Annotated in this window: 16 protein-coding genes; 14 read left to right on the top strand and 2 right to left on the bottom strand. The window is 60.0% G+C overall.

Annotated elements, in window-relative coordinates; translation table 11 throughout:
• Nucleotides 1–19 precede the first annotated feature (19 nt).
• The 4 genes from KGA85_RS27520 (at nucleotide 20) to KGA85_RS27535 (ending at nucleotide 4,205) form a co-directional block, all read left to right on the top strand.
• Nucleotides 20–640 carry a 2-dehydro-3-deoxy-6-phosphogalactonate aldolase gene (locus KGA85_RS27520; protein WP_223456191.1) on the top strand — a complete coding sequence of 207 codons (621 nt, stop codon included), beginning with the start codon at nucleotides 20–22 and terminating at the stop codon, nucleotides 638–640.
• Nucleotides 641–688: 48 nt separating this feature from the next.
• Nucleotides 689–1,837 (top strand): galactonate dehydratase, encoded by a 1,149-nt coding sequence (dgoD, locus tag KGA85_RS27525; protein ID WP_223456192.1) that lies wholly within the window; start codon nucleotides 689–691, stop codon nucleotides 1,835–1,837.
• 193 nt (nucleotides 1,838–2,030) lie between these two features.
• Nucleotides 2,031–3,341: an MFS transporter gene (locus KGA85_RS27530; RefSeq protein WP_223533892.1), complete on the top strand. Its 1,311-nt coding sequence runs from the start codon at nucleotides 2,031–2,033 to the stop codon at nucleotides 3,339–3,341.
• 60 nt (nucleotides 3,342–3,401) lie between these two features.
• Nucleotides 3,402–4,205 carry an IclR family transcriptional regulator gene (locus KGA85_RS27535; protein ID WP_223534374.1) on the top strand — a complete coding sequence of 268 codons (804 nt, stop codon included), beginning with the start codon at nucleotides 3,402–3,404 and terminating at the stop codon, nucleotides 4,203–4,205.
• Here the strand turns inward: KGA85_RS27535 and KGA85_RS27540 are convergent.
• Nucleotides 4,202–5,254: an NAD(P)-dependent alcohol dehydrogenase gene (locus tag KGA85_RS27540; protein WP_223456194.1), complete on the bottom strand. Its 1,053-nt coding sequence runs from the start codon at nucleotides 5,252–5,254 to the stop codon at nucleotides 4,202–4,204. The two genes, KGA85_RS27535 and KGA85_RS27540, sit on opposite strands and share 4 nt — an antisense overlap.
• Nucleotides 5,255–5,445: 191 nt before the next feature.
• Between KGA85_RS27540 and KGA85_RS27545 the strand changes: the two genes are divergently transcribed.
• Nucleotides 5,446–6,336, top strand: a complete 891-nt coding sequence (locus KGA85_RS27545; RefSeq protein WP_223456195.1) for an AraC family transcriptional regulator — start codon at nucleotides 5,446–5,448, stop codon at nucleotides 6,334–6,336.
• A gap of 184 nt (nucleotides 6,337–6,520) precedes the next feature.
• On the opposite strand, the gene KGA85_RS27550 is transcribed toward KGA85_RS27545, so the two are convergent.
• Nucleotides 6,521–8,185, bottom strand: a complete 1,665-nt coding sequence (locus KGA85_RS27550) for an electron transfer flavoprotein-ubiquinone oxidoreductase (protein ID WP_223543537.1) — start codon at nucleotides 8,183–8,185, stop codon at nucleotides 6,521–6,523.
• Between the two features lie 548 nt (nucleotides 8,186–8,733).
• Here KGA85_RS27550 and KGA85_RS27555 point away from each other — a divergent pair.
• The 9 genes from KGA85_RS27555 to KGA85_RS27595 all read left to right on the top strand — a co-directional run bounded on the left by KGA85_RS27555 (nucleotide 8,734) and on the right by KGA85_RS27595 (nucleotide 15,950).
• Complete coding sequence (locus tag KGA85_RS27555; RefSeq protein ID WP_223543538.1) at nucleotides 8,734–9,483, top strand: electron transfer flavoprotein subunit beta/FixA family protein; 750 nt, start codon at nucleotides 8,734–8,736, stop codon at nucleotides 9,481–9,483.
• A gap of 2 nt (nucleotides 9,484–9,485) precedes the next feature.
• Nucleotides 9,486–10,415: an electron transfer flavoprotein subunit alpha/FixB family protein gene (locus KGA85_RS27560; RefSeq protein ID WP_223543539.1), complete on the top strand. Its 930-nt coding sequence runs from the start codon at nucleotides 9,486–9,488 to the stop codon at nucleotides 10,413–10,415.
• Between the two features lie 194 nt (nucleotides 10,416–10,609).
• Nucleotides 10,610–11,449, top strand: a complete 840-nt coding sequence (locus KGA85_RS27565; protein WP_223456197.1) for a substrate-binding periplasmic protein — start codon at nucleotides 10,610–10,612, stop codon at nucleotides 11,447–11,449.
• Nucleotides 11,450–11,458: 9 nt separating this feature from the next.
• Entirely contained in the window at nucleotides 11,459–11,815 is a 357-nt protein-coding gene (locus KGA85_RS27570) for a DUF4398 domain-containing protein (protein ID WP_223456198.1), read from the top strand.
• The gene (locus tag KGA85_RS27575; RefSeq protein WP_223456199.1) at nucleotides 11,812–12,624 is read left to right on the top strand and encodes an OmpA family protein; all 813 of its coding nucleotides are present in this window, start codon (nucleotides 11,812–11,814) and stop codon (nucleotides 12,622–12,624) included. Before KGA85_RS27570 ends, KGA85_RS27575 begins: the two co-directional genes overlap by 4 nt.
• Nucleotides 12,625–12,824: 200 nt before the next feature.
• Nucleotides 12,825–14,264: a PLP-dependent aminotransferase family protein gene (locus tag KGA85_RS27580; protein ID WP_008050371.1), complete on the top strand. Its 1,440-nt coding sequence runs from the start codon at nucleotides 12,825–12,827 to the stop codon at nucleotides 14,262–14,264.
• Between the two features lie 80 nt (nucleotides 14,265–14,344).
• On the top strand, nucleotides 14,345–14,827 hold the full coding sequence (locus KGA85_RS27585) for a translation initiation factor 2 (protein ID WP_223543540.1): 483 nt from the start codon (nucleotides 14,345–14,347) through the stop codon (nucleotides 14,825–14,827).
• 166 nt (nucleotides 14,828–14,993) lie between these two features.
• On the top strand, nucleotides 14,994–15,248 hold the full coding sequence (locus KGA85_RS27590; protein ID WP_223543541.1) for a YkgJ family cysteine cluster protein: 255 nt from the start codon (nucleotides 14,994–14,996) through the stop codon (nucleotides 15,246–15,248).
• 96 nt (nucleotides 15,249–15,344) lie between these two features.
• Nucleotides 15,345–15,950 carry an START domain-containing protein gene (locus KGA85_RS27595; RefSeq protein WP_223456201.1) on the top strand — a complete coding sequence of 202 codons (606 nt, stop codon included), beginning with the start codon at nucleotides 15,345–15,347 and terminating at the stop codon, nucleotides 15,948–15,950.
• Nucleotides 15,951–16,092: the final 142 nt, after the last annotated feature.

Below are 16,092 nucleotides of genomic sequence, written 5' to 3' on the forward strand. Positions count from 1 at the left end.
ACCTGACTGGAGTCCTGACATGCTCAAACAAGCCTTGGCGCAAAACGGCCTGATCGCGATCCTGCGTGGCCTGCGCCCGCAGGAAGCGGCCGCCATCGGCGAAGTCCTGTACGCCGCCGGATTTCGCGTCATCGAAGTGCCGCTCAATTCCCCTGAACCGTACGAAAGTATCCGCATCCTGCGCAGTACCTTGCCCGCCGATTGCCTGATCGGTGCCGGCACGGTGTTGACGCCGGAGCAGGTCGAGCAAGTGAAAGCCGCGGGCGGCCAGGTGATCGTCATGCCCCATAGCGATCCGAAGGTCTTGCGCGCCGCGAAAGCGGCGGGGCTGTACCTGTCGCCGGGTGTCGCCACGCCGACCGAAGCCTTCGCGGCACTGGCTGAAGGCGCGGATGTGCTGAAGCTGTTCCCGGCCGAGCAGATGGGCCCGGCAGTCGTCAAAGCCTGGCTCGCCGTATTGCCTGCCGGAACCGTTCTGGCGCCGGTCGGCGGGATCACGCCGGACAACATGCAGTCGTTCATCGACGCCGGCGTCAAAGGTTTCGGCCTCGGCTCCGGTCTGTTCAAACCGGGCATGACGCCTGCGCAAGTGGCGGCCAATGCCAAGGCCTACGTCGCTGCCTGGAAAGCCCTTCGCTAAGACTTCTTTGAGCGCCGAGCGCGCTGCATCTAATAAGAGAGCCAAAAGATGAAAATCACCAAACTGACCACCTTCATCGTTCCGCCGCGCTGGTGCTTCCTCAAGGTCGAAACCGACGAGGGCGTCACCGGTTGGGGCGAGCCCGTGGTCGAAGGCCGCGCCCACACCGTTGCCGCTGCCGTTGAAGAATTGTCCGACTACCTGATCGGCAAAGACCCGCGCAACATCGAAGACATCTGGACCGTGCTCTATCGCGGCGGCTTCTACCGTGGCGGCGCGATCCACATGAGCGCCCTGGCCGGTATCGACCAGGCCTTGTGGGACATCAAGGGCAAGGCACTGGGCGTGTCGGTCAGCGATCTGCTGGGTGGTCAGGTGCGGGACAAGATTCGTGTGTATTCGTGGATTGGCGGCGACCGTCCGGCGGACACGGCGCGGGCGGCGAAAGAAGCGGTCAGCCGGGGTTTCACTGCGGTGAAAATGAACGGCACCGAAGAGCTGCAGTTCCTCGACACCTTTGAAAAAGTCGACCTGGCCCTGGCCAACGTCGCCGCCGTGCGGGACGCTGTCGGCCCGAACGTCGGTATCGGCGTGGACTTCCATGGCCGCGTGCACAAGCCCATGGCCAAGGTGCTGATGAAGGAACTCGACCCGTACAAACTGATGTTCATCGAAGAACCGGTGCTCAGCGAAAACTACGAAGCGCTGAAAGAACTGGCACCGCTGACCAGCACGCCGATTGCCCTGGGCGAACGGTTGTTCTCGCGCTGGGATTTCAAGCGCGTGCTCAGCGAAGGCTACGTCGACATCATCCAGCCGGATGCCTCCCACGCCGGCGGTATCACCGAAACCCGCAAGATCGCCAACATGGCCGAAGCCTACGACGTCGCGCTGGCGCTGCATTGCCCGCTGGGCCCGATTGCCCTGGCGGCGTGCCTGCAACTGGACGCGGCTTGCTACAACGCGTTCATCCAGGAACAGAGCCTGGGCATCCATTACAACGAGAGCAACGACCTGCTCGACTATGTGAAAGACCCACGGGTGTTCGACTACGACAAAGGCTTCGTGAAGATCCCGAACGGCCCAGGCCTGGGTATCGAGATCAACGAGGAATACGTGATCGAACGCGCCGCCATCGGCCACCGCTGGCGCAACCCGATCTGGCGCCATGCCGATGGCAGTTTTGCCGAGTGGTGAGTGCCTGACACACCACTGAGCCCCTGTGTGCGAGCCTGCTCGCGATAGCGATCAATCAACCAGCATCGAGGTCGACTGAAACACCGCCATCGCGAGCAGGCTCGCTCCCACAGTTTGATCTCCATGGACAGGGGATCCGTGTACACACAAGTCTTTGGACCGACCTCAATAACCATAAGAAGAGGCACCCCTCATGCAACCGCAAACCCTCACCGGGCAGGCGTCGTTGGTGACGCCCAGTCGCAAGCGTTTTTTCATCATGGTGCTGTTGTTCATCACCGTGGTGATCAACTATCTGGACCGTAGCAACCTGTCGATTGCCGCCCCGGCATTGACCAGTGACCTGGGTATCGACCCGATCCACGTCGGCCTGATCTTCTCTGCGTTCGGCTGGACCTACGCCGCCATGCAGATCCCCGGCGGCTGGCTGGTGGATCGTGTGCCTCCACGGATTCTGTACAGCGTCGCCTTGCTGCTGTGGTCGGTGGCCACGGTGATGCTCGGCTTCGCCGCCAGCTTCATCGCGCTGTTCGTGTTGCGCATGGCCGTCGGTGCCCTGGAAGCGCCGGCCTATCCGATCAACAGCCGTGTGGTCACCACCTGGTTCCCCGAGCGCGAGCGCGCCACGGCCATCGGTTTCTACACCTCCGGGCAATTCGTCGGCCTGGCCTTCCTGACGCCGGTGCTGGCCTGGCTGCAGCACGAATTCGGCTGGCACATGGTGTTTGTTGCCACCGGCGCAGTGGGCATTGTGTGGGCGGTGATCTGGTACGCGGTGTATCGCGAGCCTCGGGATTTCAAAGGTGCCAATGACGCGGAAATCGACTTGATCCGCGAGGGCGGCGGGTTGGTGGATATCCAGGCCGAACAGGCCAAGGTCAAAGCCAAATTCAGCTGGACTGACCTGGGCATCGTCCTGACCAAGCGCAAGCTCTGGGGCATCTACCTCGGGCAGTTCTGCCTCAATTCGACCCTGTGGTTTTTCCTCACCTGGTTCCCGACCTACCTGGTGAAATACCGCGGCATGGACTTCATCAAGTCCGGCCTGTTGGCGTCGCTGCCATTTCTCGCCGCGTTTATCGGCGTGCTGTGTTCCGGTTTCTTCTCGGACTTTTTGATCCGTCGCGGTTACACGGTAGGTTTTGCCCGCAAGTTGCCGATCATCAGCGGCCTGCTGATTTCCACCTCGATCATCGGCGCCAATTTTGTCGAGTCGACGCCGCTGGTGATTGCCTTCCTCGCGCTGGCATTCTTCGGCAATGGCCTGGCTTCGATCACCTGGTCTCTGGTGTCGACCTTGGCTCCAGCGCGCTTGCTCGGGCTGACCGGCGGGGTGTTCAACTTCATCGGCAACCTGTCGGCGATTGCCACGCCTATCGTGATCGGCTTCCTCGCGACGGGTGATTCTTTTGCTCCGGCGATCACCTACATCTCGGTGCTGGCATTGATTGGCGCACTGTCCTACATCTTGCTGGTGGGCAAGGTCGAGCGTATCAAGTTGTAGTCGTGGCATTCGGGCGACCATAATGCCGCCCGTTCACTCGCTCAACGGTAAAGGCTGGATATGCAGGAAGACGCGCCAAAAATCGCCAAGGACGCCGCACCGACCGGCACCCAGACCCTGCTTCGCGGGTTGGGTGTGGTTCATGCCGTGGCCAGCGGCGCCCGCGATCTCAAGGAAATCGCCCGGCTGATCGGCACCACGCGCAGTACCACCCATCGCCTGGCCAGCTGCCTGGTGGACGAGCGTTATCTGCGGGTGGTGCCGCAAGTCGGTTACCTGTTGGGACCGAAGCTGATCGAATTGGGCTTTCAGGCCCGTGAAGAGTTGCCATTGGTGACCCTGGCCGGGCCGTATCTGGATGAGTTGTCGGCGTTGACCGGCGACACCATTCACCTGGCGATTCGTGAAGGCGACGAAGTGCTGTACCTGCACAAGAATCCGGGGCGCAATGGCCCGGAAATGCGTTCGCGGGTCGGCCATCGCATGCCGTTGGCGCGCACCGGGATCGGCAAGGCGCTGATGCTCGATGATTCGCCGCAAGAGTGGCAGCGCCTGTTCGAAGTCAGCCTGCCGGTGGGTGGGAAAAACCAGTTCTGGCCGCAGCACCCGGAGCAATCCTGGGAGCAGTTCGAGCGGCGCATGGTCGAGTATGTGGCCGGCGGTTATGCCTTCGACCTGGAAGACAACGAACCGTCGATCCGTTGTGTGGCGGCGCCGATCCGTGATGCCAGCAAACGCATCGTCGCCGGTATCAGCATCGCCAGTACCGTGCCGTATATGCCGCTGGAAAAAATGGCCGAGCTGATTCCCCTGATCAAAGGGGTCACAACCCGGCTGTCGGCAGAGCTTGGTCTTAAGGTTTAAACCTTGAGGGTCGCCATGTCGATGACGAAGCGGTACTTCACGTCACCGGCGATCATGCGGGCGTAAGCCTCGTTGATCTGGCGGATGTCGAGCATCTCGATGTCGCAGGTGATGTTGTGTTCGGCGCAGAAATCCAGCACTTCCTGGGTTTCGGCGATGCCGCCAATCAGCGAGCCGGCGAGCACGCGACGCCCCAACACCAGTTTGGCGGCATGTACCGGCGGCTCCACCGGTTCGATCAACCCCACCAGGATATGCACGCCGTCGAAACGCAGCGTATCGAGGTAAGGATTGAGGTCGTGCTGCACCGGAATGGTGTCGAGCAGGAAGTCGAAGTGACCAGCGGCAGCCTGCATCTGCGCGTCATCGGTGGACACGATCACATGGTCGGCGCCTTGGCGGCGAGCCTCTTCGGCCTTGTTTGCCGAACGGGTGAACAGCGTCACTTCGGCGCCCATGGCCTTGGCGAACTTGATGCCCATGTGGCCCAGGCCACCCATGCCGAGAATCCCGACCTTGTCACCGGCCTTCACGCCGTAGTGCTTGAGCGGCGAGTAGGTGGTGATGCCGGCGCACAGGATTGGCGCGGCGCTGGCCAGGGCCAGTTTTTCCGGGATACGCACCACAAAGTGCTCGCTGACCACGATGCTGTCGGAGTAGCCGCCCATGGTGTTGCTGCCGTCGACCCGGTCCGGGGTGGCGTAAGTCAAGGTCGGGCCTTCGAGGCAGTATTGCTCCAGGTTGGCCTGGCAAGCTTCGCAACTGCGGCACGAGTCGACCATGCAACCGACACCGACCAGATCGCCGACTTTGTGTTGGGTGACGTTCGCACCGACGGCGGTAACTTTGCCTACGATTTCGTGGCCGGGCATCAGCGGGTAAACGGCAATGCCCCACTCGTTGCGGGCCTGATGGATGTCGGAATGGCAAACGCCGCAGTAGAGAATCTCGATGGCAACGTCGTCGGCCCGTGGGCTGCGGCGTTCGAATTTCACGGGGGCGAGGGGAGTGGTGGCCGACTGGGCGGCGTATCCGATGGCGGTGTACATGGTGAACCTCGCAAAAGCGCTGACGGGTGAGGTGGCGCATTCTGGGCGCCGAACCCTGTACCGGCCATGGCGATTCCTCCGGGTGTCATGCCTATTCCTCCGGCATGCGGGTGTGAACCGTCGCATTGACCAGCGGATCTGCGATGATGCTTTCGTCCCTTTTTCCGTGATTTTTTTTGTGAAGTGCCCCGATGCTGTTAACCCGTCACCTTGATGCCAATGTCACCCTGGTTTCGCTGATCGAGCCGCTGTCCACTCGCGACGGTTTCGTCCCGACCGCGTTGCCGGGCGTGCAGGTTCTGCGGGCCAGTTGCGATGTGGCCCGTGGGCCGCAGATCTACGAACCGAGCCTGGTGATCATCGCCCAGGGCAGCAAACTGGCGTACCTGGGGCCGCGCACCCTGGAATATGGCGCAGGGCACTACCTGATTCAGGCGCTGCCGGTGCCGTTCGAGTGTGAAACCTTTGCCGCGCCGGACGGACCGATGCTCGGGGTGTCGGTCGCGATCGACCGGGTGACGCTGGGCGAGCTGGTATTGGCGATGGGCCTGGCGCCGGGGCGGCATATTCCGGCGCAAACGCCTGAGTCCATGACTTCGGCTGTGCTCGATGACGCGATGCGCGGTTGTGTCGAGCGACTGTTGCGTTGCCTGCACGATCCGCTGGAATGCCAGATCATGGGGCAAGCGCGTTTGCGCGAGTTGCTGTTCGTCGCATTGCGCGGTCCGCAAGCCGATGTGTTGCGGGCGCTGGTGGAGCAGCAGGGGCAATTCGCCCGGATCGCGGCATCCCTCAGTCATCTGCATGCGCATTTTGCCGAACCGCTGAACGTGGAGACCCTGGCCAGTTGCGCGAACATGAGTGCGTCGACCTTTCACGAGCATTTCAAGCGCAGCACCTTGTTATCGCCGGTGCAGTATCTGAAACGATTGCGTTTGCTCAGGGCGCAGCAGTTGTTGCTGGGCGAGGGGCTAGGCGTGGCGCAGGTGGCGCATCGGGTGGGGTATCAGAGCACGTCGCAGTTCAGTCGCGAGTACAAGCGGTACTTCGAGCGTAATCCCGGAGATGAACGCGCAGCCTGATCCACCAACTGCCCCTGTGGGAGCGGGCTTGCTCGCGAAAGCGGTAGATCAGTCAATACAAGTGGTGAAGGATCAACCGCATTCGCGAGCAAGCCCGCTCCCACAATGGGTTTTGTGGTGTAGCTTGAATCGCAGGCAACAAAAAGGCCCCCGTTTCGGGAGCCCTGATGTTCAGCGGTTCGGCTTACATGTTCGGGTAAGTCGGGCCGCCGGCGCCTTCCGGCGCCACCCAGGTAATGTTCTGTGCAGGGTCCTTGATGTCACAGGTCTTGCAGTGAACGCAGTTCTGGGCGTTGATCTGGAAGCGCTTCTCGCCGTCTTCCTTGGTGATCACTTCATACACGCCCGCCGGGCAGTAACGTTGTGCCGGCTCATCATACAGCGGCAGGTTCTTGCTGATCGGGATGCTCGGATCGGCCAGCTTGAGGTGGCACGGTTGCTCTTCTTCGTGGTTGGTACCGGAGATGAACACCGAGCTGAGTTTGTCGAAGCTGATCTTGCCGTCCGGTTTCGGGTAGTCGATCTTCTTGCAGTCGGCCGCCAGTTTCAGGCAAGCGAAATCCGGCTTGGTGTCGTGCAGGGTGAACGGCAGTTTGCCGCCGAAGATGTTCTGGTCGAGCCAGTTGAAACCGCCACCAACGATGGCGCCGAACTTGTGGATCGCCGGGCCGAAGTTGCGGCTGGCGAACAGTTCTTCGTAGAGCCAGCTCTTTTTGAACGCGTCGACGTAAGTGGTCAGCTCTTCGCTGCTGTCCTTCTCGGCGAACAGCGCGTCAGCCACGGATTCAGCGGCGAGCATGCCGGACTTCATCGCGGTGTGGCTACCTTTGATCTTGGCGAAGTTCAGGGTGCCGAGGTCGCAACCGATCAGCGCGCCGCCCTTGAAGACCATTTTAGGCAGCGAGTTCAGGCCGCCCTTGCAGATGGCGCGGGCGCCGTAGCTGATGCGCTTGCCGCCTTCCAGGTACTGAGCAAGCACCGGGTGATGCTTGAGGCGCTGGAACTCGTCGAACGGCGACAGGTAGGTGTTGCTGTAGGACAGGTCGACGATCAGGCCAACCACTACCTGGTTGTTTTCCAGGTGATAGAGGAACGAGCCACCGGTGTTCTCGGTGCCCATGATGTCCATCGGCCAACCGGCGGTGTGCACCACCAGGCCAGGCTGGTGCTTGGCCGGGTCGACTTCCCAGATTTCTTTCAGGCCGATGCCGTAGTGCTGGGCATCAGCGTCAGTGTCCAGGTTGAAGCGCTTGATCAGCTGCTTGCCGATGTGGCCACGGCAACCTTCGGCGAACAGCGTGTACTTGCCACGCAGTTCCATGCCCGGGGTGTACAGGCCTTCTTTCGGATTGCCTTCGCGGTCGACGCCGAGGTCGCCGGTGATGATCCCGCGAACCACGCCGTTCTCGTCGATCAGCGCTTCCTGAGCGGCGAAACCCGGGTAGATTTCCACGCCCAGGTTCTCGGCCTGCTGGGCCAGCCAGCGGCACAGGTTGCCCAGGGAGATGATGTAGTTACCTTCGTTGTGCATGGTCTTGGGCACAAAGAAGTCTGGAATTTTCTGCGCGCTTTCAGCGTTCTTCAGCACGAAGATGTCGTCGCGGGTGACGGGCGTGTTCAACGGCGCGCCGAGTTCTTTCCAGTCCGGGAACAGTTCGTTCAGGGCCCGTGGTTCGAACACGGCACCGGACAGGATGTGAGCACCGACTTCGGAGCCTTTTTCGACCACGCAGACGCTGATTTCCTTACCAGCTTCAGCGGCCTTCTGCTTCAAGCGGCAGGCGGCGGAAAGACCAGCGGGGCCGGCACCGACGATGACCACGTCGAATTCCATGTATTCGCGTTCCACAGGTTATCTCCTACTCAAGGCTCAACAGTTTTTTTTCTAATTTGGAAGTCGGGTGTCGCATCCATGAATCCCGGCGCAACGCCGGAAGAGGACAATCGATTGACCACCTTTCTCTTTGGGTGGCGCATTATATCTACACCACTCTCAGCGTCCAATACAAACGTTTGTTTGAATTGGCTCAAAGCCAGAGAAATCAAAGTCACGCGCCTTATGAACGGCCATTTTGGCGTATTGACCGGAATAGGCGTTCCGGTCAAGATACGGGCGGTTTTGCGCTCGCCGTAGGCTGACTGTTGGTTTCAAGAGCACCTCTAAAGACAGGGCGATGGCAGTAGAGAGTGATGCGCTGCGCGGGTTTGATGTGCAGTTTACACGCCGCGATGTTGAATGACTCGTCAGTCACTACTGACGAACGGTCATCAGGATCATGAGCGATGGTCACTTGACACCTTTGCCGGCGTTTTTGGAGGTGCCCTTGCGCCCGATGAGCATCAACCGCCAGGTTCGCCTAGGCGACTTTCTTTTCACCGGAGAGTAACGAGGAATCCATGAAGGTTCTTGTAGCTGTCAAACGCGTTGTGGATTACAACGTCAAGGTTCGCGTCAAGGCGGACAATTCCGGCGTCGATCTTGCCAACGTCAAGATGTCGATGAACCCGTTCTGCGAAATCGCCGTGGAAGAAGCCGTACGCCTGAAAGAAAAGGGTGTTGCGACTGAAATCGTCGTCGTCTCCGTAGGCCCGTCCACCGCTCAAGAGCAACTGCGCACCGCGCTGGCTCTGGGTGCCGACCGCGCCATCCTCGTCGAGTCCGCCGAAGATCTGACTTCCCTGGCTGTTGCCAAACTGTTGAAAGCTGTTGTCGACAAGGAACAGCCTCAGCTGGTGATCCTTGGCAAACAGGCCATCGACAGCGACAACAACCAGACTGGCCAGATGCTTGCTGCATTGAGCGGTTACGGTCAGGGCACGTTCGCTTCGAAAGTCGAAGTCAGCGGCGACAGCGTAGCTGTCACCCGTGAAGTCGACGGCGGCGCGCAGACAGTTTCCCTGAAGCTGCCGGCCATCGTCACCACCGACCTGCGTTTGAACGAGCCGCGCTACGCGTCTCTGCCAAACATCATGAAAGCCAAGAAGAAGCCTCTCGAAGTGCTGACTCCGGATGCTTTGGGCGTTTCCACCGCCTCCACCAACAAAACCTTGAAAGTCGAAGCGCCGGCTGCACGCAGCGCGGGTATCAAGGTCAAGTCGGTGGCTGAACTGGTCGAGAAACTGAAAAACGAAGCGAAGGTAATCTAATCATGACTATCTTGGTAATCGCTGAACACGACGGCAAAGCAGTGGCCCCGGCCACGCTGAACACCGTGGCCGCTGCTGTCAAAATCGGCGGCGACGTGCACGTACTGGTTGCAGGTCAGGGCGTTGGCGCCGTGGCTGAAGCCGCTGCGAAAGTCGCTGGCGTGGCTAAAGTGCTGGTAGCCGATAACGCTGCCTACGCTCACCAGCTGCCGGAAAACGTTGCTCCGCTGGTCGCAGAGTTGGGCAAGGGCTATAGCCACATCCTGGCTGCCGCTACTTCCAACGGCAAAAACATCCTGCCGCGCGTTGCCGCAGCCCTGGACGTTGACCAGATCTCCGAGATCATCTCGGTCGAAAGCGCCGACACCTTCAAGCGTCCGATCTATGCCGGTAACGCCATCGCTACCGTTCAATCGAACGCTGCGGTCAAGGTGATCACCGTGCGTGCCACCGGTTTCGACCCGGTTGCCGCTGAAGGTGGTTCCGCTGCCGTTGAAGCCGTTGCTGCTGCCCACGACGCTGGCATCTCCAGCTTCGTTGGCGAAGAACTGGCCAAGTCCGATCGTCCGGAACTGACCGCTGCCAAGATCGTCGTTTCCGGCGGCCGTGGCATGCAGAACGGCGACAACTTCAAACACCTGTACGCCCTGGCTGACAAGCTGGGCGCTGCCGTGGGTGCTTCGCGCGCCGCGGTCGACGCAGGTTTTGTTCCGAACGACATGCAGGTCGGTCAGACCGGCAAGATCGTTGCTCCTCAGCTGTACATCGCCGTCGGTATCTCCGGCGCGATCCAGCACCTGGCCGGCATGAAAGACTCCAAAGTGATCGTGGCGATCAACAAGGACGAAGAAGCGCCGATCTTCCAGGTGGCCGATTACGGCCTGGTGGCGGACCTGTTCGAAGCCATCCCTGAGCTGGAGAAGCTGGTCTAATCCGGCTGCTTCACTTATAAAGAGCCCGACCTTTTGGTCGGGCTTTTTTTTGCTCTTCTGTAGGAGCGAGCCTGCTCGCGAAGGACTCAAATGCGCCGCGTTTTTCCAGAATGAACGCGTCATCGTTAACGCTCATCGCGAGCAAGCTCGCTCCTACAAGGGGGCATAACCGGGTATGAGTGGAGTGTGTGGCCATGGATCTGCGCTGTGTGTGGAGCTTGCTGGGATTGACGCTATTGCCGGCGCTGTCAGTCGCCGCAGGTAAATGCGAACGCCTGGTGGTCACCGGCAGCCCGGACGCGCCGCCGTACCTGTGGCAAGACCCGCAGAACCCCAAGCACCTGATCGGTGCCAGTGCTGATTTGCTGCAGCAAGTGGCGGGGGAGTTGGGGCTCAAGGTCGAACTGCTTTATGCCGGCAAACGCGCCCAGGCCCTGGACGAAGTGCGCAGCGGGCGCATGGACATGCTGGCGGACGCGACGTTGACCGTCAGCGAGCTGGAGACCCTGGATTACATCCATCCACCCGTGCTGGAAAACGACTATCTGGTCTGGACTCGCAAGGATTCGATGCTGATCTACAACGAAGCACAAGACCTGCACGGCCATCCCGGTGCCGTGTCGGAAAAGGCCCGATTGACCCCGCAATTCAGCACGTTTACCGGACAGCAGCTAACCCTCACGCGCACGTCCAATCTGACCCAGGCCTTTCAGAAACTTTTGTTGGGCGAGGTCGAATTTGTACTGGCAGGGCGTTACTCGGGCATGGCGACTGCGCAGACACTGGGCATGGCCGGTGATCTGGTTGCGCGCTCGCAACCGGTCGACAAGCCTGGTCTGTACTTGGCGATTTCCCATGACTCGGCGTGCAACGATCCGTGGTTACGCGGACAGTTGGCCAAAAAGATGACAGAATTGCCCGCGTCCGGACTGACGGAGGCCGTGCTGATGCGCAATATCGAGCGCTGGAAAGCACAACGCTCACAACCACAGCCAAACCCCCCGCAACAACCCGTCAGTACCCCAAAACAGTAAGGATTTTTAGTGAGTATTCGACTTCTTTTCGCTGCCGTGGCCTTTGCCGCCCTGGCGGGTTGTGCAACCGATCCTGCGCCGAATGAACAGATTCGCCTGACCGAACAGGCACTCGAACAGGCCACGGCCGTGGGCGCCACGGCAGACGATGTGCCGGAAATGAAACTGGCCGAAGACAAGTTCAACCGCGCCAAGGGCAACATGACTGATCAATCCTTCAAAAACGCACGCATGCGGGCCGAACAGGCCGAGCTCGATGCGCGCCTGGCTGAAGCCAAGGTGTTGACGGCCAAGAGCGAGGAACAGTTGAACGTGCTCAACACCCGCATCGCTCGCCTGCGTAAGCAACTGGGAGATGCCGAATGAGCCTCAAGACTAAAGCCCTCGGCGGTTTGATCCTGGCAGGCTGCGCGAGCCTCTTTGGCTGCGCCAGCCAGCACAGCGAGACCGCATTGCAGCAGGCCGGCACCGACTTTCAGAAGGTCAAGGAAGACTCCAATGTGCTGCGAATCGCCCCCAAGGACGTGATTCGCGCCGGTGAGTCCCTGGCCCGTGCCGATCGCCTGTCCAGCTATTGGGGCAGTGGTTCGGACGTGGTGCATTACGCCTACCTGAGTCAGCGCTATAGCGCCATTGCCCGGGAACACACCAATCAGGTGCTCAATGAAGAGCAAGCGGCGAAGCTCGAGCTGGAGCGGCAGCGCCTGCAATTGGCACTGCGTGAGTCCAAACTGTTCAGCGTGCAGCAGCAAGGCAAATGGCTCGAAGAGCAGATACTGGCATTGACCACCACCCAGACCGACCGTGGTCTGGTGATGACATTGGGCGACATGCTGTTCGACACCGGTGAGGCGGAGTTGAAATCTTCGGCCAACCGTGTGGTGTTGAAGATCGTGCAGTTCCTGCAACTCAACCCCAAGCGGGTGGTGCGGATAGAGGGTTATACGGACAGTACCGGGGGCAAGCAGGAAAACCTCAAGCTGTCCCGCGACCGCGCACAATCGGTGGCTGACGTGCTGATGGACCTGGGCATCGACGACAAGCGCATCCAGGTCGAGGGTTATGGCGACGAGTTTCCGGTGGACGCTAATGCGTCGGAACGGGGCCGGGCGCAGAATCGTCGGGTGGAAATTGTGTTTTCCGACGAAAAGGGCCAGCTCGGCGCTGCCCGCTAAGGGTTGCGTCGCTGGAAAGCCCGGCCTGCCATGCAGTGCCGGGTTTTTTTTGCCTGCCGATTACCGCACAAAACAGTACAGATTTTGCTGACACTGCACTGTACGGTCGACTATTGTGGCAACTGTCCCCGTACACTTCTAAACTGTTCCGGTATTGTTTTACACAAGAATAAAATGCCCGTGAAATCGAGTGCTGCGTCATGACCAATCTTTTGCTCTATCAACGTATTGCTCAACAACTGGCCGAAGACATCCGCCGTGGGGTCTATCAGCCGGGGGAGCGCGTGCCTTCGGTGCGCAAGATGAGCTCGCAGCTCAATGTCAGCCATGCGACGGTGTTGCAGGCGTATGCCAATCTCGAAGATCAGGGGCTGATCCGCGCCCGACCGCAGTCGGGTTACTACGTGCACCAGACGCCGGCACTCACAGCACCGACGCCGGACATCGCCCGGGTCGAGCGCCCCGGCCTGGTCACCCGCAGCAGCATCATTCAACAAGTCCTGGTCGAATCCCGTCGAGAAGGTGTCTTCCCGCTGGGCGCTGCGGTGCCGAGTGTCGACTATTTGCCGGTGCGGGCACTGCATCAGCAATTGGCCAAGGTCACCCGTTTCCATAGCCCGCGGGCCTTCAGCTACATGTTCAGCCCCGGTTTCGAACCGTTGCGCCGACAGGTGGCGATCCGCATGCGCGATGCCGGCGTGGTGGTCGATCCGTCGGAAGTGGTGATCACCCACGGTTGTGTCGATGCGCTGCAGATGTCCTTGCGTGTACTGACCCGTCCGGGCGATCTGATCGCTGCCGAATCGCCGACCTATTACGGGTTGCTGCAACTGGCCGACCTGCTGGGCCTCAAGGTCATCGAGATCCCTAGCGATCCCGCCACGGGCATGAGCCTGGAAGCCCTGCAACTGGCGGCCAACCAATGGTCGATCAAGGCGTTGGTGCTGACCACCCGACTGAGCAATCCATTGGGCGGTACCATGCCAGAGGAGCGGCAGAAACAATTGCTGCGCCTGGCGTCGGACTTCGATATCCAGATTGTCGAAGACGATATCTACGGGGAGCTGATGTTCGAGCAGGGGCGTACCAAGTCCCTCAAGGCCTACGATCGGCTGGACCGGGTGATCTATTGCTCGAGCTTCTCCAAGACCCTGTCGCCTGGCGTGCGGATCGGCTGGATGATAGCCGGCAAGTATCAGCAGGAAATCCAGCGTTTGCAGACCTTCAGCACGCATTCCGCGTGCAGCGTGACCCAGATGGGCATTGCCGCGTACCTGGAAAATGGCGGGTACGACCGGCATTTGCGCTTCATCCGTCAGGAATACCGGAAAAACCTCAGTGCCTTCCAGCTGGCGGTGCAGCAGTATTTCCCGGAAGGCACGCAGATGACCCGGCCTACCGGTGGCTTCATTCTGTGGGTCAGTCTGCCGGGGCGGGTCAACACGCAAGAGTTGCACGTGCGGGCATTGCAGCAGGGCATCAGTATCGCGCCGGGACTGATCTTCAGTAATACCGAGCAATTCAATCACTGCATCCGGCTCAACTGCGGCATCCCGTGGAACCGTGAAGCCGAGCGCGCATTGATGACCCTGGGCATGCTGGCCACCCAACTCTGCCAGGAGATGGCTGGCGGTTTGTAACAGGCTGCTACTGCGCTTGTCATGTGGGCTGCAACAGGCGAGCATATGCATCTCTGCCGTTTGCACCCACCGTGGGATACATGAAACCGACTTTTTCTGCCGCCTGGCTTTTGCTCTGCCTGATTGCGAGTATTCAGCCGGCATCCGTCGTGGCCGCTACCGAGCAGGATCAGCAGACCACCGGCAGTTTCCACGTCGCACCGACAGAAACCGCACCTGCGAAAAAAGCCTCGGCGGCCAGTAAGCAGGCGACGCCCGTGAAAAAGCGTCCGCCCATTGCCTCCAAATCGAAACCGGCCAGCGAGGTGGTAAAGACTGAGCTTCCATCTGCCAATCTGGACTTGAGTTTGCCCCGGGACATGGTTCAGGAGCTGAAGCCTGTCGGTACGGTGCCGTTGACCAGGCGTGAACCGTTGTTACCCCAGATGTTCGGTGACAAAAGCGGCAGCAGTCCGTTCCAGCTCAACGGCCGCCTGCTCAGCAATGAAATGCAGCTGCAACTGCGAAATGAAGAGCGCCGTGAGGTCGAAGGCGCGGCACTGGATTTCGAGTTCAAGCAGTAACCCCGTCAGGATCCGCGAGCCGCAGGCCAGACGCTTTGTCGGAGACTGGTCGGTCATGCCCGTTTGCATTGAAAAACCCGCTCGCAGGTAATTTAAAACAAGTGTTTTAGCGGGTACTCTGTGCCCCGTCCATTAACACATTGCTCGTCGCGAGGAGCTTGTCGTCATGAAATGCCGTGAGGGCTGTGGCGCTTGTTGCATTGCCCCTTCCATCAGTTCACCGATTCCCGGTATGCCCAACGGCAAGGCCGCGGGGCAGCGTTGCCTGCAACTTTCCTCCGATAACCTGTGCAGTATTTTCGGCCAGCCAGAACGGCCGGCGGTGTGTTCTGCCTTCGATGCCGACCCCGAGGTGTGCGGAAGTAGCAGCGAAGAAGCCATCCGGTTGATTGGCTGGTGGGAGCAAATGACGGCGGCGTGATGTGTGGGCTTGCACCTCCGATCACCTCCGAAAAACCTGAAGGTGATCGGAGGTGCAAGCCCAACGAACGGAACTTCAACAATAAGGAATAAGACTATGGGTTCGCTGCATCGTATGGCTGTGCTGTGTGGTTTGACGGTTGCGCTGGTTACCTCGACGGCCCAGGCCGAAGACTGGAAAGTCAAAAAAGACGAAGACGGTATCAAGATCTCCCTGAGTGAAGTGGCCGGCTCCGACTACAAGGCCTACCAGGGCGTCACGCTGATGAAAACCACCATGGCCAAGCTGCGTGCGTTGCAGGAAGACGTGCCCGGAGCCTGCGCCTGGATTCACGAATGCAAAACCCAGAAGCTGCTCAAGCACGAAGGTGACCAGAGCTGGACCTACACTCAGTTCAATACCCCGTGGCCGGTTACTCCGCGTGATTCGGTGTTGCACGTCACCACCGTCGAAGGCGCCGATGGCAGCCTGACCCGCAAGCTCGAAGGCGTACCGAAATACATTCCTGAAGAAAAAGGCTTCGTCCGGGTCGCCAAGGTCGACGGTTTCTGGAAGTTCGTACCCAAGGGCGACCAGATCGAAGTGACCTATCAGGTGCACACCGAACCGGGCGGCAGCGTGCCATCGATGGTGGCCAACAAGTTCGTGGTCGATGCCCCGTTCAATACCTTGAAAGCCCTCAAGGAACGCGCCGAGAAGTAACGGTGTCGTTCTTTCAAGGTGACTTCGTAACGCCCCGACTCGATCGGGGCGTTTGCGTTTTTGACCGGTGTGCAGGCTTTAATTTGTTTCCAGATATGCGTTGCACGAAATTTTCACCAGGTCTCCAAGACAATTCGCCGGC

This window comes from Pseudomonas sp. GL-B-12, from assembly GCF_019955895.1.
Classification (GTDB): domain Bacteria; phylum Pseudomonadota; class Gammaproteobacteria; order Pseudomonadales; family Pseudomonadaceae; genus Aquipseudomonas.